At 71.5% G+C, this 16,380-nt stretch carries 8 protein-coding genes; 2 read left to right on the top strand and 6 right to left on the bottom strand.

The genetic code is table 11. The features are described from left to right. The first annotated feature begins 15 nt into the window (after window positions 1–15). Window positions 16–1,077, top strand: a complete 1,062-nt coding sequence (locus tag WME82_RS19845) for an EfeM/EfeO family lipoprotein (RefSeq protein WP_438044119.1) — start codon at window positions 16–18, stop codon at window positions 1,075–1,077. A 100-nt stretch (window positions 1,078–1,177) separates the two neighbouring features. Here WME82_RS19845 and WME82_RS19840 read toward each other — a convergent pair whose 3' ends face one another. The 5 genes from WME82_RS19840 to WME82_RS19820 all read right to left on the bottom strand — a co-directional run bounded on the left by WME82_RS19840 (window position 1,178) and on the right by WME82_RS19820 (window position 10,295). After that, window positions 1,178–1,951: a PP2C family protein-serine/threonine phosphatase gene (locus WME82_RS19840; protein WP_438044118.1), complete on the bottom strand. Its 774-nt coding sequence runs from the start codon at window positions 1,949–1,951 to the stop codon at window positions 1,178–1,180. A gap of 147 nt (window positions 1,952–2,098) precedes the next feature. Then, complete coding sequence (locus WME82_RS19835; protein ID WP_437747069.1) at window positions 2,099–3,598, bottom strand: hypothetical protein; 1,500 nt, start codon at window positions 3,596–3,598, stop codon at window positions 2,099–2,101. Between the two features lie 251 nt (window positions 3,599–3,849). After that, complete coding sequence (locus WME82_RS19830; RefSeq protein ID WP_438044117.1) at window positions 3,850–5,688, bottom strand: OmpA family protein; 1,839 nt, start codon at window positions 5,686–5,688, stop codon at window positions 3,850–3,852. Between the two features lie 213 nt (window positions 5,689–5,901). After that, entirely contained in the window at window positions 5,902–6,570 is a 669-nt protein-coding gene (locus tag WME82_RS19825; RefSeq protein ID WP_438044116.1) for a hypothetical protein, read from the bottom strand. Between the two features lie 254 nt (window positions 6,571–6,824). Continuing rightward, window positions 6,825–10,295 carry a thrombospondin type 3 repeat-containing protein gene (locus tag WME82_RS19820; RefSeq protein WP_438044115.1) on the bottom strand — a complete coding sequence of 1,157 codons (3,471 nt, stop codon included), beginning with the start codon at window positions 10,293–10,295 and terminating at the stop codon, window positions 6,825–6,827. A 272-nt stretch (window positions 10,296–10,567) separates the two neighbouring features. Between WME82_RS19820 and WME82_RS19815 the strand changes: the two genes are divergently transcribed. Further along, window positions 10,568–14,239, top strand: a complete 3,672-nt coding sequence (locus WME82_RS19815) for a Kelch repeat-containing protein (RefSeq protein ID WP_438044114.1) — start codon at window positions 10,568–10,570, stop codon at window positions 14,237–14,239. A 238-nt stretch (window positions 14,240–14,477) separates the two neighbouring features. Here the strand turns inward: WME82_RS19815 and WME82_RS19810 are convergent, their stop codons facing one another. Continuing rightward, window positions 14,478–16,370, bottom strand: coding sequence for a PEGA domain-containing protein (locus tag WME82_RS19810; protein WP_437916800.1), 1,893 nt, complete (start codon window positions 16,368–16,370; stop codon window positions 14,478–14,480). Window positions 16,371–16,380 lie beyond the last annotated feature (10 nt).

Raw genomic sequence — 16,380 nt, 5'->3', positions numbered from 1 at the left:
AAGGAGCTCAACATCATGCACATCCCCGCCCGCTTGCGGTCCGGTCTGGCCATCGCCGCCGCCGCCCTCTCGCTTCCTGCGTGTGGAAGCGACAACGAGACGCTGCTCACCGACGCGGAGTACGAGCAGCAGGCCGTGTCCGACGTGAAGACCTTCATCCAGGGCAACATCGACCAGTTCGCCGCCGCCACGGCCGCGCTCCAGGCGGCCGCGCCCGCGCCGGACGCCGACGGGTGGAGCGCGGCGAGCGACAAGGAGGCCGTCGATGCCATGAAGGCCGAGTGGAAGAAGGCACGGCAAGCCTACGAGAGCATCGAAGGAGCCATCGCGGTCGTCTTTCCGGATCTCGACTACTCGACGGATGCCCGCTACGACGCCTTCATCGAGGTCGAGGCCGACGACGACCTCTTCGACGGTGAGGGGGTGACCGGCGTGCACGCCATCGAGCGCATCCTCTGGGCCGACGCGATCCCGGAGCCCGTCCTCGCCTTCGAGTCTGAGCTCGATAACTACAGCGAGGCGACCTTTCCTGCCACCGAGGCCGAGGCCGCTTCGTTCAAGGACGCGCTCTGCGCGCGCCTCGCGGCCGACGCGGCGAAGATGCAATCGGATTTCGGATCGCTCGCGCTCGACGCGCCGTCCGCCTACCGCGGGGTCATCGCCTCCATCGCGGAGCAGGTGGAGAAGACCAGCAAGGCGGCGACCGGAGAGGAGGAGTCGCGCTACGCCCAGTACACGCTCGCCGACATGCGCGCGAACGTCGCGGCCGGCGTGGCGACCTACGAGGCCTTCCAGCCGTGGATCCTGACCAAGGGCGCCGAGGGCGCGGAGGTCGACAAGGCGGTGCGCGACGGCTTCGAGCGGCTGTCGAGCGCGTACGACGCGATCGAAGGCGACGCGCTGCCGCCGCTTCCGGAGGGGTGGAGCGAGGCGGAGCCGACCGACGAGCAGCTCGCAACGCCGTTCGGGAAGCTGTTCTCGCTCGTGGAGCACGAGAGCGACGACGCGACCCCGGGCACGCTCGCCAGCGACATGACAAGGTCCGCCGATCTGCTCCGGATCAAGACGCTCCCGTAGAGCGGGGCGCATCTTCGTGCGCTACTGGCTCATCCGCGTCGTTCGGCGGCCCGTATCCCACGAAGCAGCACCCCGCTCCGGCGCGGCGCGCTCGGCCGCGTCAGTCGCCGGCGTTCCACCGCACGAGCACGCACGTGACGTTGTCGGGGCCGCCGTGCTGGTTGGCGCGGTCGATGAGGGACCGCGCCGTCGTGGCGAGGTCGCTCTCCTGCGCGAGCAGCTCGGCGATCTCCAGCTCGGAGACCGGACCCGAGAGCCCGTCCGAGCAGATCAGCAGGAGATCTCCGGCCTCGGGCCGCTCGACGCGCGTGGCCACGTCGACGGTCTTCCCCATCCCGAGCGCGCGCGTCACGACGTTGCGGGCGAGCAGCGGATCCACATCGTCAGGCAGCTGCTCGCCGCTGTTCAGGTGCTCGTTCCAGAGCGAGTGATCCTCGGTGAGCCGCTCGAGCCGGCGCCTTCGGTAACGGTAGACGCGGCTGTCGCCGACGTGCGCGATGCACGCCGAGCTCCCGTCGACGTAGACGCCCGCGAACGTCGTCCCCATGCCGTAGCAGAGCGGGTCGCGCTGCCCGACCTCGAAGATGCGCTCGTTGGCGCGCCAGATGGACGACACCAGGCGCAGCTCGAGGGGCGTCACCTCCTCGTCGTACCCCGTCGGCTGGGTGATCTCGCCCTCGCCGTCCTTGCAGAACGAGCGCACGATGTCGACCGCCATCCGTGACGCGACCTCCCCACCGGCGGCGCCGCCGATGCCGTCCGCGACGACGAAGAGGCCGAGATCCAGATCGACCGCGAAGCTGTCCTCGTTGTGCTCGCGCTGGTGGCCAACGTCGCTGTCACCGGCGGCTTCGATGTGGAGCGGGGGGTTCACAGAGCTTCCTCGTCAGCGGGACGCGTGTCGTGCCGGGAGCATCCAGCGGCGGGACGCCTCGCGCAAGTCAGGAAGGAGCTCAATTCGAGTGAAGAGCGCCGGCCTGCTCGGGCACGTGCGTGACGTGCGTGACGTGCGTGACGCGCGTCACGTGCGCAGCGCGGCGGTCGCTGGCGACTGGAGAGGCGGATGGGCGCCGTGCGGCTCGCTGCGCTGCCCGGCAGGGGGCGGGACGCTGGCCGTGAGGGCCTCGAAGCGGCCGTTCTTCCAGGTCACGAGGCCTCCCGAGAGGCGCGCGGCGCTGCCCGCCCCCGGCTCGGACCTCAGCCAGACCAGGGGGCGCGCGGCGAAGACCGGCTTGGTGCAGGCCACGTCCTCGAAGGCGGCGGACCACGAGCCGGTGTTGCCGAAGAACAGCCCGCCCTCCCAGGTGCCCTCGGGCGTGTGCGTGTGGCCGAAGACGACCGCTCTGGCGCGATGGGCGCGGGCGACGTGGCGCGCGGCGCGACTGACGCGCTGCCACGTTGCATCGAGCGGGAGCTTCGGCACGAGGCGCTCGTAGACGATGAGCGCCGCCGGCGCGACGAGCGCCCCCGGCGCGAGCCAGAGCGGAGCGAGCACCAGCCACACGAGCGCCACCGCGACCGCGAGCAGCGCGAGCGCGGCCCGATCGAGCCACAGCTCGCGCGCGACGAGCCCCAGCCGATCCTCCGCCGGGGGGGCGAACAGGCGGGCGTGACGGGCCACGGCGCGGAGCGGGGCGCCCGTCTCCTGCGCCGCGGCGGCGAGGCACTCGCGCAGGCGAGCGCGCCGCTCCGGCTCGCGCCGGCGCACGAGCTCGACGAGCGTGCGGAGCGCGCCGAGCGCCCACGCGCCCGCGAGCGAGCGGCTGGAGAACATGTAGTAACGCGCCCAGTGCGCGAGGTACCCGAACGCGGACAGCATGAACGAGGCGTCCACGTGCGGGTTGAAGTAGCCCATCCGCGACACGAGCAGCCGGCACACGAGCGAGCCCATGGTGGGCTGGATCTCGCCGGGTTTACGCCCGAACGGGACCATCGGGTACCTGTAGCTGCAATACGCGTCGTACTGGTTGCCGTGCTCCACGATGATGCCGTCGGGCGTCTTGTGGAACCACGCGCGAAACACGACGCGCGCGCCGAGCGCCGCGCGCGCGGCGCTGGAGAGCGGCGCGTCGGCCAGCGCGGCGAGCGCCGCATCGACGACGCGGGCCCGGATCAGGTCGCGCACCTCGGGCAACGTGAGCTGGACGTCGTGGTTGCCGGAGATGAACACGACGGTGTGCCCGTCCGCGACGACGCGACCGAGCGCCTCGATGAACACCGGGTGGTCCGCGAGGATCGCCTTCATCGCAGGGACCGCGTGCTCGGCGCTGCGGGGGAGGTCGTGAAAGACGCTCTGCTGGTCGATCACGCGCGGCGCATCGAAGTCGAACACATCGCCGTTGAGCACGAGCGTGAGCTCATCGCGCTCGGCGCCGCGCGCCGCGCCCTGCCGCATCTCGTCCCGGAGCGCGTCCAGCATCGCCGCGACCTCGCTGTCGGGGGAGTAAGGAGCCTGACGGTAACGCATCCACAGGCCGTCACCCGGCTCGAGCTCGCAAAGATGGATATCTGAGATCGCCACCGTATGGAGCATTCGATAAGGTGACACACTCGCCCGTCCACGGCCGTCAGGGAACGGTCACGGCCAGGGGTCGGGCGGTGGCGGAGGCGCATGCGGGCGCGGCGCAGCATGACGTGCCGCGGCGCTGCGATCGCCCTGGACTGCGAGGTATCGGCGTCTGCGCGTCCGGGCGGCTGTCGGGATTTGTGGTGTCTTGGGCGTTATGTCGCTCGTGGTCGAGCGTGTTGCGCCACGACGCCGGCGCTTGCTCGCTAGGGCTTTCCCTTGCGCTTGACGATCACGAACTGCACGCGGCGGTTCTTCTGGCGCCCTGTCTTGACGCGGTTGTCCCCGACCGGCTGCTCGAAGCCGTAGCCCTTGGCGACGAGCTTCTCCCTCGGAACCCCGGCGGCCACGAGCCACGAGAGGACCGCGTCCGCGCGCTGCTGCGACAGGCGTAGGTTGTACTCCTCGGTCCCGTTGTCGTCGGTGTGGCCTTGCACCTCGACGAGCTCGATGTCCGGGTTCTGCTGGATGGCGTCGCGCACCTCGTACAGGATCTCGTCGGAGATGGGATCGACCGTCTCGGCGCGCGACTTGCCGTAGACGACGAACTGCACCGGCTTGGACGTCTTGATCTCGTCGGCGTTGACGCGAACGAACCTGGGGCAGCCGTTCTGTCGTGGATCAGGATCGGAGGGCCCCCGCTCGTTCGGGCAGGCGTCCGCGGCGCCGCGCACGCCGTCTCCATCCGGATCGTCCGGGCAGCCGTTCTGCTTCGGGTCACGGTTCGCCGGCCCCTTGACCTTCGGGCAGGCGTCCGACGCGTCGGCGATGCCGTCGCCGTCCGCGTCGCCAGGGCAGCCGACCTTCTTCGGGTCGTCGCTCGCCCCGCCGCGCACGCTGGGGCAGGCGTCGATGCCGTCGTGGAAGCCGTCGTCGTCCGAGTCCTCGGGGCAGCCGTTCTCCGTGGCGTCGGCGCTGCGGGCGCCCGGGGTGTTCGGGCACGCGTCGTCGATGTCGAGCACCGCGTCCCCGTCGCGATCCGCCGGAGGACATCCGTCCTTCGCGCGATCGGGCGAAGGATCGCCCTTCACGTCGGGGCAGGCGTCGATGTCGTCGTTGATGCCGTCGTCGTCCTTGTCGCCCGCGACGGCGGCGGCCTGGGCGCGATCCGGGGCCGGCTTCGGGAGCGGCGTCCAGCCGACCATGCCGACCGCGCGGACCGGCGGTGTGCCGATGGCGTTCGTCAGGCCCGGGCCGACCGCGGCGCCGAACGTGAGGCCGTCGAGGACGCGCAGCTTGGCGCCGAAGAGCAGCTCGGCGTTGACGCCCGCCTCGTCGCGCTGCACCGGCGTGCTCGAGAGCAGGAGCTCGTCGCCGAGCGGCGCGCCGCCGTACGCCTCGGCGCCGAGCTGGAGGAGATCGTCGGCGATCAGGAGTCCGGCGGCGCCGCCGAACGTGAACAGCTGCGGCCGGTTGGGGCCGCCCCCGAGCTCGACGCCGCCGCTCGCGCTCCACAGGAACCCGAGCGACGAGCCCGCCGAACCGACGCGCCCGCCGAGGCTCGCGTGGACGGCGCCGCGGACCTCCGCGTCGCCGGTGTACTGCGCCGGCGAGCCGGTGGGCGCGAACAGGTAGCCGCCGATCCCGAGCTGGAGCGGGCCTGCGTCTTTCCCGAGCAGGCGGACGCGCGCGCCGAAGCGCAGGTCGCCGAGCTCGGGCGCCGTCAGCTCGGTGAACTCGACGCCGGGGATGCCCGGGTCGTCGCCCCCTTGCGCGACGGCGAGGGGTGCGTCGATCGAGAGAAGCAGGCGATCCCAGAGCGCGAGCGAGGCGTCGAGGCGGAGGAACGTCTGCGAGGAGACGAGGTCGACCGGGGTCTCACCGCTGGTGTGGATGGGGCGGTGGGCATAGTCGAGCATCACGTAGGCGCGCGGCGCGAGGTGGCCGGGAGCGGCCGGAGAGGGCACGCCGAAGAAGGCGTCTCCAGCGGGTGCCGGCTCGAACCGGTCGAGGGAGAACCCGCCGGTGGATTGACCGCGCGAGGCGCCGGCGAGCGTCATGAGGACGGCCGTGGACGCGACCGCTGCGACGGAGGAATGCCTCATCGGCCGGGCACGATAGCGGGGGCGCGTGGCGGGGGGCAACATCCGCATTTTTTCCCTGGCCGCGGCGATCCTGGGCGAGGTCCAGGAGACGGTCTGCCACCCGCTCGCGCCGCGATTCGACGTGGCCACGATTCTGGCCACAGGACGACGGTGCGCGGAGGGCGCGCCGCGCCAGGGACGATCAACGGCTATGGAATGGCCGAGCGCGGCGCGTCACGGACAGTCGCCGAAGGCGCTGTTGGGAACGACGCTGCGCGTGATATCCGCCGTGACGGTGGGGATGTCCTGTGTCCAGACGTGATCGGTGGGAGCCGCGTCGCAAGTCCCATTCTGCGAAAGGTCCACGTACCAGTGCATCTTGTACGCTTTGTCGCCGGGTATCTGCCCCGTCACGCTGAACGTGCCGTCGGCCTCGATCGCGTCCGACGCGCTCAGGGCCGGCGCGGCGTCGCCGGCAGCGACGACGGCCACGTAGACCATGTCACCAGCGGTGTAGGCGGGAACGTAACCGGTGCCGCGGAGGGTGAAATTGAAGCTCCCGCCCGACGTGCCGCCAGCGCCGCCGGAGCCGCCCGCTCCCGCGCCGCCCGTTCCCGTCCCGCCAGCGCCGCCCGTTCCCGTCCCGCCAGCGCCGCCTGTTCCCGTCCCGCCGGCACCGCCTGTTCCCGTCCCGCCGGCACCGCCTGAGCCGCCCGCTCCCTCGCCGCCAGCGCCGCCCGTTCCTGCGCCGCTCGTGCTGCCCTCACCCGTGGTGGTGGTCGCCGTCGAGCTCGACGTCGTCGCGTCCCCCGTGGCGTCGTCACCTCCGCATCCCGCGCCCGTACCGGCGATGACGAGTGCGCCCATCGCCATCCACACCGCGATCCACCGAGATGCCTGCATGAGGGTCCTCCTTGAAGCTCCGTTATGGCGGGGCGCATCTTCGTGCGCCGCGGGCTCATCCGCGTCGTTCGGCTCGCTGCGGCGTACTTTCATACGCCTCACTCGCCTGCCTGGCGGCTGAGCCCGTATCACACGAATCTGCAGCTCGCTATCCAAGATTGACGATATCGGACGGCCGCGTCGACGAGGAGCCGTCGCGCTCGCCGGGCGTAGTTCTCAGGTGATCGCCAGAGCCCAGTTTCCGCGGCGTGGAATCATGCTGCCCGTCGCGGTTGCAGCCGGCCTCGCCGCCGGAGCACGGCGGCGAGGATCAGCAGCATCCCCCACGCCTCCCGGGGCATCGGCGCACGTCCCATGCGGCAGTCGCAGCCGCCTTGGAAATCTGGCGACGGCGCGCCGCCGCTGGTCGCAGTCGCCGTGGCGGCCTCACCGCCGGCGCCGCCCATGCCGCCAGCGCCGCCCGCTCCGCCGGCCCCTCCGCCGCCGCCGCTGCCGGTCGGATCCGGCGGCTCGCAGGCGTCACCCTGGCCGTCCTCGTCGGTGTCGGTCTGTTCGGGGTTCGCCACGCTCGGGCAGTTGTCGGTGTCGGTCACCACCCCGTCGCCGTCGGGATCGCAGGCATCGCCGAGATCATCCCCGTTCGCGTCTTCCTGCCCGGCGTTCGCCAGGCTCGGGCAGTTGTCGCAGACGTCGCCGTGGCGGTCGTCGTCGGCGTCTGCCTGATCGGCATTCACGATCTGCGGGCAATTGTCGTCCGCGTCAGGGATCGAGTCGCCGTCGGCGTCATCATCGCAGGGATCGCCGAGGCCGTCGCCGTCGATGTCGGCCTGCGGCTCGCCCGGCGCAGGCGGCGGGTTCGCCGCGAAATCGCAGTTGTCGTCCTCGTTCGTCACCCCGTCGGCGTCCGGATCGCCGTCTGGATCGCACGCGTCGCCGGTCCCGTCGCCGTCGGCGTCTTGCTGGCCGGCGTTCGCCAGGCTCGGGCAGTTGTCGTCGACGTCGAGCGTGCCGTCGTTGTCCGAGTCGCCGTCGCACACGTCACCCTTGCCGTCGCCATCGGTGTCGACCTGTGGCTCGCCCGGCGCGGGCGGCGGGTTCGCCATGAGGCGGCAGTTGTCGTCGCCGTCGAGCACGCCATCTTCGTCCGCGTCGGTGTCCCGGTAATCCGGGGTCCCATCGCCGTCTGTGTCGGTCGCCGGCGTGTTCAGCAGAGCATCCCCGGCCTCTTCGGAATCGAGCACCTCGTCGCCGTCGCTGTCGGGGTCCACGGCGTCGATGAACGCGTCATCGTCGGTGTTGTTGGTCGGATCGGCAGGATTGTCGCGGTTCAACACCTCCTCGAAGTCGCCGATGGTGTCGCCGTCGGAGTCGACGCTCGTCGGGTCGGTCCGGAGCGCCGCCTCCTCTGCATCCGTGAGGAGGTCGTTGTCGTCGTCGTCGTCGCAGACGTCCCCGTCGCTATCGCCGTCGGTATCGAGCTGGTTGGTGTTGATGTCGTATCCGCAGTTGTCATCTGCGTCGAGGACGCGGTCGTTGTCGTCGTCGTCGTCGCACTCGTCACCGAGCGCGTCTTCGGGCCCGTTCTTCGGGTTGTTCTCCTGCCCCGGGTTCGGCGTGGTGCGGCAGTTGTCGCCGCCGTCCGGCACCCCGTCCGCGTCGTCGTCGTTGTCGCACGCGTCGCCCTGCGCGTCACCGCCCGCGAGGCTCTGGTCGGTGTTGATCTGCGTGCTGTTCGGCGCGAACTGGCAGTTGTCGGCGGCGTCGAGCACGCCGTCGGCGTCGTCGTCGTTGTCGCACGCGTCGCCCAGCGCATCGCCGCTCGCAAGGTTCAGATCCGTGTTGGCCTGGGCGCTGTTCGGCGTCGTGATGCAGTTGTCGTTCACGTCGGGCACGCCGTCGGCGTCGTCGTCGTCATCGCAGGCGTCGCCGAACCCGTCGCCGTCGGTCAGGTCCTCGTCCGTGTTCGTCTGATCCACGTTGCGCTGGAGCGGACAGTTGTCGGTGGCGTCGGGCACGCCGTCGGCGTCGTCGTCGTTGTCGCACGCGTCGCCCAGCGTGTCGCCGCCGGGCAGGTTCCGGTCCGTGTTGCGCTGGCTCGTGTTCGGCTCGGTCGGGCAGTTGTCGCTGGTGTCGAGCACGCCGTCGGCGTCGTCGTCGTCATCGCACGCGTCGCCCCGCGTGTCGCCGGTGGCAGCGTCGGTGTTCGTCTGGTTCGCGTTCGCCGTGGTCGGGCAGTTGTCGCATGCGTCGCCTATCTGGTCCCCATCGCTGTCGTCCTGCTCGCTCGTCCCGCTGGGCCTGTTCGGCGTCGCAGGGCAATTGTCGCAGACGTTGCCGACTCCATCGTGGTCATCGTCGAGCTGGCCGGCGTTGGCGATGCTGGCGCAGTTGTCGCAGGCGTTGCCGAAGCCGTCGCCGTCGCTGTCGACCTGGGTCGTGTTGGCGACCTCGGGGCAGTTGTCGCAAGCATTGCCGACGTTGTCATTGTCGCCGTCGGCCTGGTTCGCGGTGATGAGGCGCGGGCAGTTGTCGCAATCGTCGCCGAAGCCGTCGCCGTCGGTGTCGACCTGGGTCAGGGTCGCGACGTACGGGCAGAGGTCGCACGCGTTTCCGAAGGCGTCGCCGTCCTCGTTCTGCTGGTCGTTCGCGCGGTCCATGCAGTTGTCGCACGCATCGCCGACCCCATCGAGGTCGCTGTCCGACTGGCTCGGGTTCGACGTGGCAGGGCAGTTGTCGCAGACGTTGCCGAACGCGTCGCTGTCCCCGTTCGCCTGGTTCTCGTTCGCGCGGCTCAGGCAGTTGTCGCACGCGTCGCCGACCCCATCGCCATCCGTGTCCTCCTGGAGGCCGTTGGGCGTGCCAGGGCAGTTGTCGCACGTGTCGCCGACCCCGTCGTCATCGCCGTCCGCCTGGTTCTCGTTCGCGCGGTTCTGGCAGTTGTCGCAGGCGTTGCCGATCGTATCGCCGTCGGTGTCCGCCTGGTTGTTGTTGGCCATGTCAGGACAGTTGTCGCAGACGTCGCCGAAGAGGTCGCCGTCAGGGTTGTGCTGATCGGTGTTCGGGGCGTTTGCGCAGTTGTCGCAGTCGTCTCCGACGCCATCGTTGTCCCTGTCCCGCTGATCGTTGTTGTGTGCAGTGGGGCAGTTGTCGCAGGCGTCGCCGTAGTTGTCGCTATCGGCATTGGCCTGGCTGGCGTTCGAGACGTTGAGACAGTTGTCGTTGAAGTCGGTGTCGCCATCCGCGTCGTTGTCGGTCTCGCAGATGTTCCCCCGCCCGTCGCTATCGCTGTCGAGCTGGTCCTCGTTGCTGGACGTGTCGCAGTTGTCGCAGACATCCGGCACGCCATCGCGGTCGTCGTCGAAGTCCGGATCCGCTGCCATGGGCGTGGGAATCGTCGGACACTCGTCGGCGGTGTCCGCTATCCCATCGCCATCGTCGTCGAGATCGGCGTCGTCCGAGGTGCCGTCGTTGTCATCGTCATTGTCGCAAGCGTCGCCCTGAGCGTCGCCATCGCCATTGTACTGGCTCGGGTTGCTGACCCCGGGGCAGTTGTCGACGCCGTTCGCGACCTCGTCGTTGTCCGTGTCCCACGGCGCCGCGCTCGCCGGCCGCGGCGCGAGCGCCACGAGCGCGAGCAGGCCCGCGAGCAGCGGCACGATCCCGCGTCGCGCGGCGCCGGCGTACGCGAGGTGGCGGGACATCCAAGGCAAGGCGGGGAAGGTCATCGCGGCTCCTCCAGACAGATCGCGCCGTACGCGACAGCGCCCCCGTAAGCCTACCCAGTTTCGCCCTCCTCCTGGGGAGGTTTTCCTCGGCCGCGCGCTCGATCGAGCGGCGATCGCCGGCCGCCGCGTCCCCGTGCCGGAGGCCACGTCGGAGGAGCCCCCCGCCGCTCTCGACGCGCCGCCTCACTGTTCGGCGGCGGGCCGCCTTCTGTTAGGATGGGCCAGATCCGCCCTCTCACGTCGCGCGCGCCGCGCCGACCACGGAACGACCCTTGCGAAACCACCGCGTGCTGCGACTCGGCTTCAGGCTGCGAACGGCTGCGCTGCTCTCTGCGTGCGCCATTCTCCCCCAGGTCCTTGGCTGCTCCGACGAGGGCGCCTCGCGCCGCTCGCCTCCGTCCGGCCCCGGGTCGCCTCAGGCGGCGCCGCCCGGAGCGCGCGCCCGCATCGCCGCGATCCGCGCGCGCTTCGCCGACGCCATCGCCTCCAGCCCCGTCAAGATCGTCGCGGCGACTCCGGCCGGCGCCCTGCGCGTGGCAGCCCCGGAGGCCGCCGCGGCGTCCGTCGAGCTCCCGGCGCGCGCCGCCGGTCCGGTGCGCCTCGCCGACGGCGCGTCTCGCGTCTCGATCGCCTTCTCCCTCGTCGACGCCGCGGACGTGCCTGCGGCGGTCGACAGCGGCCTCGTCCTCTACGCAGGCGCGCTGCGCGCCGAAGGCGGCGGCGCCCGCGACGTCCTGCACCGCGTCCTCCCGAACGGCACCGAGGACTTCGTCGTCTTCGAGCAGGAGCCGGCGCGCAAGGAGCTCCGCTACCGGGTCGACGTCACCGCCGTCTCGGGCCTCCGCCTCGTGGAGCGCACGCTCGAGTTCCTCGACGCCGGTGGCTCGCCCCGCCTGCGCGTCGCGCCCCCCTACCTCGTCGACGCGACCGGCGCGCGCGTTCCGGCCTCGCTCTCCGTCGAGGGCTGCTCCGTCGACACGAGCCCTCGCGCCCCGTGGGGCCGGCCGATCACCCCGCCGGGCGCGCCGGCGTGCACGGTGATCGTCGGATGGCAGCCCGCCGGCGTTCGGTACCCGGCGCTCGTCGACCCGCAGTGGATCGCCACGACAAACCAGATGATCACGCCGCGCGCCCGTCACACGGCCACCGTGATCGACCCGGCGAACCCTGCGAGCCCCGTGCTCTTCGCGGGCGGGTTCGACGCGTCCGGGGGCGCTCTCGCGACGGCGGAGCTGTACTTCCCGCTCGACCGCACGTTCGCGAGCACCGACGCGATGGACGTCGCGCGCGGCGCCCACACCGCCACGGCGGTCACGAAGCTCGCCCCGGCGGCGCCGTCGGATCCTGCGCCTCCGCCGCCGGCGGTCGTCGTCGTGGGCGGCAGCAGCCAGCGCACCAGCGGCACGCCGGTCGCTGCCGTCGAGGTCTACAACCCGGCCACCGGCCAGTTCGTCAGGGACGCGGGGGCCTCTCTGGGCCGGTTCAATCACTCGGCCACCCTCCTCGATCCAGGCGAGGTCCTGGTCGCAGGCGGCCTCGCGGATCCGCTCAACCAGCCCACGAGCACCGCTTCCCTCTACACCTTCAGCGCCTTCGGACCGAACGGCGGCGCGCCCGTCACGAGCACGCTCGCCTCCGTGGGCAGCATGGCGACCTCGCGCCACGCCCACACGGCGGTCCGCCTGAAGACGGGGAATGTGCTCGTCGCAGGCGGCTTCGTCCTCTCGGGCGCGGCGCTCACCTCGGCCGAGATCTTCCACGAGGACGAGGGCGTCTTCCGGCCGATCGCCGTCCTCTCGCCGTCAGCGACCCCGATGACGGCGCAGATGAGCGCCCTCCGCGGCTTCCACACGGCGACGCTCATCGACCGTGCGGAGGCGCTGGGCGGTCAGGCGGCGACGACGCTCGATTCAGGCGAGGTGATCCTCGTCGGAGGCACCACCCGGGTCTCCAGTGGCGCCTACGTCCGCACCATCGACATCTACCACGACGGCGTGGCCGATCCGACGAAGCGGGGCTTCGAGCTCCAGCCGACGCCGATCTCCATGGCGAACGCGCGCGCCAACCACACGGCGAGCCTGCTGCCCACCGGCGACGTCCTCATCGCCGGCGGGTTCGACGGCACGACCTCGCTCTCGAGCGCCGCCATCTACGATCCGCTGACCAGGAAGTTCAGCGCCCTCAGCCTGCCGGCCGGCTCGCTCGCACAGGAGGCTCGTCGGGAGCACGCCGCCGTCGTCGTCAACGCCGGCACCGACCGCGTCGCAGGCCGGGCGGTGCTCGTCGCGGGCGGCATCGGGGCCACGAGCGCGCAGCCGCTCGCCAGCGCGCAGCTGCTCATCAAGGCGAACGGCGAGGCGTGTGCGCACGATCAGGAGTGTGCATCAGGGCATTGCTCCGATACGGAGAACGTCTGCTGCAACGAGGCGTGCGACCAGGAGTGCTTCTCGTGCACGGCGTCGGGCAAGGGGACGGGCAGCGATGGCGCCTGTGGTCCTGCGAAGCTCGACACGGAGCTCCCCGTCGTTTGCGTCAACCAGATCGAAGTGCACAACCGCTGCGATGGCCAGGGGCGCGCGCTGGCTCATGAATCCACGAAGGACTGCAAGCCCGGCCGCTGCGGCAGCAACAACAGGTGCATCCTCTATTGCCTGGACGACTGCGGTTGCGACGAGAGCGGCTGGTGCGACGTCGGCGTCGGCGATCCGGACGCCTGCGGTGAGGCCGGCGGCGCCGGCGGTGCATCGTCCGGAACGGGTGGTGGCGGCGCGGGCGGCGCGTCCACCGGCGCGGGTGCAGGCGGCGCAGGCGGCGCGTCCGCTGGAGCAGGTGGCGCGGGTGCCGGCGGCGCAGCCGCTGGATCGGGTGGCGCGGGCGGTGCGTCCGCCGGATCGGGTGGCGCGGGTGCCGGCGGCGCAGCCGCTGGATCGGGTGGCGCGGGTGCCGGCGGTGTAGGCGGCGCGTCCGCTGGATCGGGTGGCGCGGGTGCCGGCGGCGCGTCCGCTGGATCGGGTGGCGCGGGTGCCGGCGGCGCAGCCGCTGGAGGCAGCGGAGGTGCAGGTGGCGCAGGCGGAGCGTCCGTCGGATCGGGTGGTGCGCCGCCCGGGTCGGGTCTGTGTCTCGATCGACTCGCCAACGGCGCCGAGTGCACGCGTGATCGCCAGTGCGTCTCGGGCCACTGCGTCGACGGTTTCTGCTGCGATTTCCGGTGCGATGGCCAGTGTCAGGCATGCGACGTGGTGAACAACGTCGGCAGGTGCACGAACGTCGGGACGCCTGTCGACCACGAGTCGCCGCACCCCAACGAGGGCGGCACCTTCCTGCGTGAGGCCTGCCCCGGTGAGGGCGCGTGTGCCGGTTACTGCGGCGGCGCCACCGACGCCAAGTGCATGTTCCCTGTGGAAGGGGCGGTCGCGAAGACCTTCACGTGCTCCTGCCCGGACGAGGGCTGCATCGTGGGTCCCGCGACGCTCACGCGCTTCTTCTGCGCAGGAGACGGCCGCGAGAACGAGCCGGTGGTCGAGCGCTGCGGCGGTTTCAAGTGCGCGGACGAGACCGCCTGCAAGACCTCCTGCGCCTCCGACGACGACTGCATCCAGGACTTCGTCTGCCTCGACGGCGTCTGCGCCGACCTCGAGGAGATCGGACCGCGCTGCGACGGCGAGCACACGCTCCGATCCCCGGGCGTCGACACGGACTGCACCCCGTACAGCTGCCCGCCGGGCGGCAGCGCCTGCGCCTCACCGTGCAGCTCGGTGGCCGACTGCGTCGATGGCATGGTGTGCAACCTCGCGAACCAGTGCGTCCCGCAGATCGATCCGTTGGAGGTCCCGTCCTGCTCCTGCGGCGTCGTCGGCGCCCCCGCCGAGCGAAATACCGCAGGCCTCTCCGTCCTCGTCGGCGTCGCCGCGGCGCTGGCCGGGCTTCGCCGCCGGCGGCGCTAGAGCGGCGGTCACCCGCTTCGGATACGGGCCCACCTCGGCGTTTTCGGTGCTCAGCGCACCGGAGTGCGCTTGCGCGCCGAAAACGCCGATCTGGGCCCGTCTCCTGTGCGGGAGACCGCCGCTCTGCTGCGGCTCTGGATGGCGCAGAGGGGGGCGGAAACCGCTGTAGACGATCAAGACGCATGCAACGGCGCGTCGCGGCCGCGCACCGTGGACCGACGCGTCAGCGCGGGTCTCGTCAGAACTGGTAACGCAGGCTCGCCCCAGGCGAGAACATCAAGACGAAATCACCCATGAGCGACTCTGGCTCGTAGGTGCCGATCCCGTCCGTCGAGGCCGACAGCTCGATCGTCCTGTCCCACTTCGGCTTGCTGAGGCCGATCAGCAGCAGCAGCTTCAGGCTGCCGGACACCTCCCACCGCTCTCCGAGCCGCAGGCCGAGCCGCACCTCAGGATCCGCGTAGAAGTAGGTCGCCGAGGCGAAGTCGACCACCGGGAACGTGTTGAACCACTCCCCGCCGGTCGTCCTGAACCTGCCGGTCCGCTCATCGCGGACCTCGCCGACGAGCACCCCCGCGCCCAGCCGGAGCAGCGCCGGGAAGCGCTCGCCGAAGTGGTATCCGAACGTCGCGCCGGCAAGGAAGCCGCCCAGGCGGAGCGTGTCGCTCGCCGTGCCGTCGAGCGGATCCCGGTAGCCGACCGGCCTGAGCGTCGCCGAGCGCTCGTCGAGCTGCTGCGCCGCGAACAGGCCGCCGAGCTCGATCCCGACGCCGATCCCCGAGCCGAGCTCGTAACCCCCGTGGACCATGCCGAGCCCGCCGAGGCCGAGCGAGCTGGAGCAACCCGAGTCGCAGCCGTCCGCGATCTCGCCGCCCAGCGTCGGCGCCAGCAGGAACGACGCGCTCACGTCGAGCGTGATCTTCGGCGGCTTGCGCCAGATATCGGCGTCCTCGTCGCGCTCGAGCCCCATGTCGAGGCTCTGGCGCTGGCCCTTCTGCAGCGTCACCGTGCGCGTCCCGGTGACGAACCCGTCGGCCTTCACCTCGACCCGGTGCGTGCCGGCCTTGAGCCGGCCGAGCCAGACGCCGTTGCCCACGTTGACCGAGTTGATCCACACGCTCGCGCCGGGCGGCGTGGGGTCGATCCGCAGCGACGCGTCGAGATCCTCGGCGAGCAGCGACAGCGTCGTGAGCTCCTGCGGCTTCACGGGCGCCGCCGTCGGCTGCGTCCCGAGCTTCCCCGCGCCGCGCAGCGCCACCATGTGATCGCCGACCGACAGCGCGCCGATCCACGGGGTCTGCCCCACGACGACGTTGTCGACGAGCACGTCGACCGTCTTGCCGGCGCGCTCCACCACGCGCAGCCGGCCGGAGCGGGTCAGCCTGCGGAGCTTCGCGTTCACCGTGGCGGTCTGCCCCCCGGCGACGTCGACGCGCGTCTCCACCGGCTCGTAGCCTTCCTTGAAGACGCGGATGACGTGCGCGCCCGCCGCCACGCGGATCGGCTTGACGGGCGGGTACTGCCCGCGCTCCTCGCCGCTCACCACGATGGACGCCCCGGGCTCCGCGTTCGTGATGTCGAGCGTCCCCACGAGCGCCCGCAGCTCGGCGATCTCCCGCTGCGCGGCCGCGCGCTCGGCGGCCGACATCGTGAAATCGCGGAGGAAGGTCTCGAACATCTCGAGCGCCTCGTCGTAGCGCTGGAGCTTGCGCAGCGCGATCGCGGCGTTGTTCGTGGCCACGCGCGTCGGGAAGAGCTTGCGCGAGAGGAGGAACTCCGCGAGCGCTGGGCCCCACGCCTCCTCGCGCAGCAGCGTGAGCCCCTTCTCGAAGTGGAGCCGCGCCACCTGCCGGTCCGTCTCGGAGACGGGCGCCTCCTCGGCCGGCACCGCAGCCCCGGTGGCCGGCGCTGCGCCTTCCCTGGCCGGCGCGCCGGCTTCCGCGGCGGGCGCTGCGCCCTCCTTGACCGGCGTGGCGGCGTCCGTGGCCGGCGGCGCCGGCTGCGCGAGCGCCGGTCCGGCGGCGACCGCGACCGCGACCGCGGCCGAGAGCGCGCGCAGCCGCGGCGCTGCGCGGGGACGCCGAGAGAGAGAGAGAGGACGAGAGCCGCCGCGCCGCGTACGCAGATCCATTCGATCGAGC

This window comes from Sorangium sp. So ce128, assembly GCF_051525245.1.
In the GTDB taxonomy this organism is placed as follows: domain Bacteria; phylum Myxococcota_A; class Polyangia; order Polyangiales; family Polyangiaceae; genus Sorangium; species Sorangium cellulosum_B.
The sequence above is the reverse complement of the archived record's forward strand: the minus strand, read 5'-3'. Positions and strand labels throughout refer to the sequence as shown.

What these genes read in the sequence shown, in the direction of transcription:
- WME82_RS19845 (WP_438044119.1), top strand. Translation starts at nt 16, where the DNA reads ATGCACATCCCCGCCCGCTTGCGGTCCGGTCTGGCCATCGCCGCCGCC.
- WME82_RS19830 (WP_438044117.1), bottom strand. Translation starts at nt 5,688, where the DNA reads ATGAGGCATTCCTCCGTCGCAGCGGTCGCGTCCACGGCCGTCCTCATG.
- WME82_RS19825 (WP_438044116.1), bottom strand. Translation starts at nt 6,570, where the DNA reads ATGCAGGCATCTCGGTGGATCGCGGTGTGGATGGCGATGGGCGCACTC.
- WME82_RS19820 (WP_438044115.1), bottom strand. Translation starts at nt 10,295, where the DNA reads ATGACCTTCCCCGCCTTGCCTTGGATGTCCCGCCACCTCGCGTACGCC.
- WME82_RS19810 (WP_437916800.1), bottom strand. Translation starts at nt 16,370, where the DNA reads ATGGATCTGCGTACGCGGCGCGGCGGCTCTCGTCCTCTCTCTCTCTCT.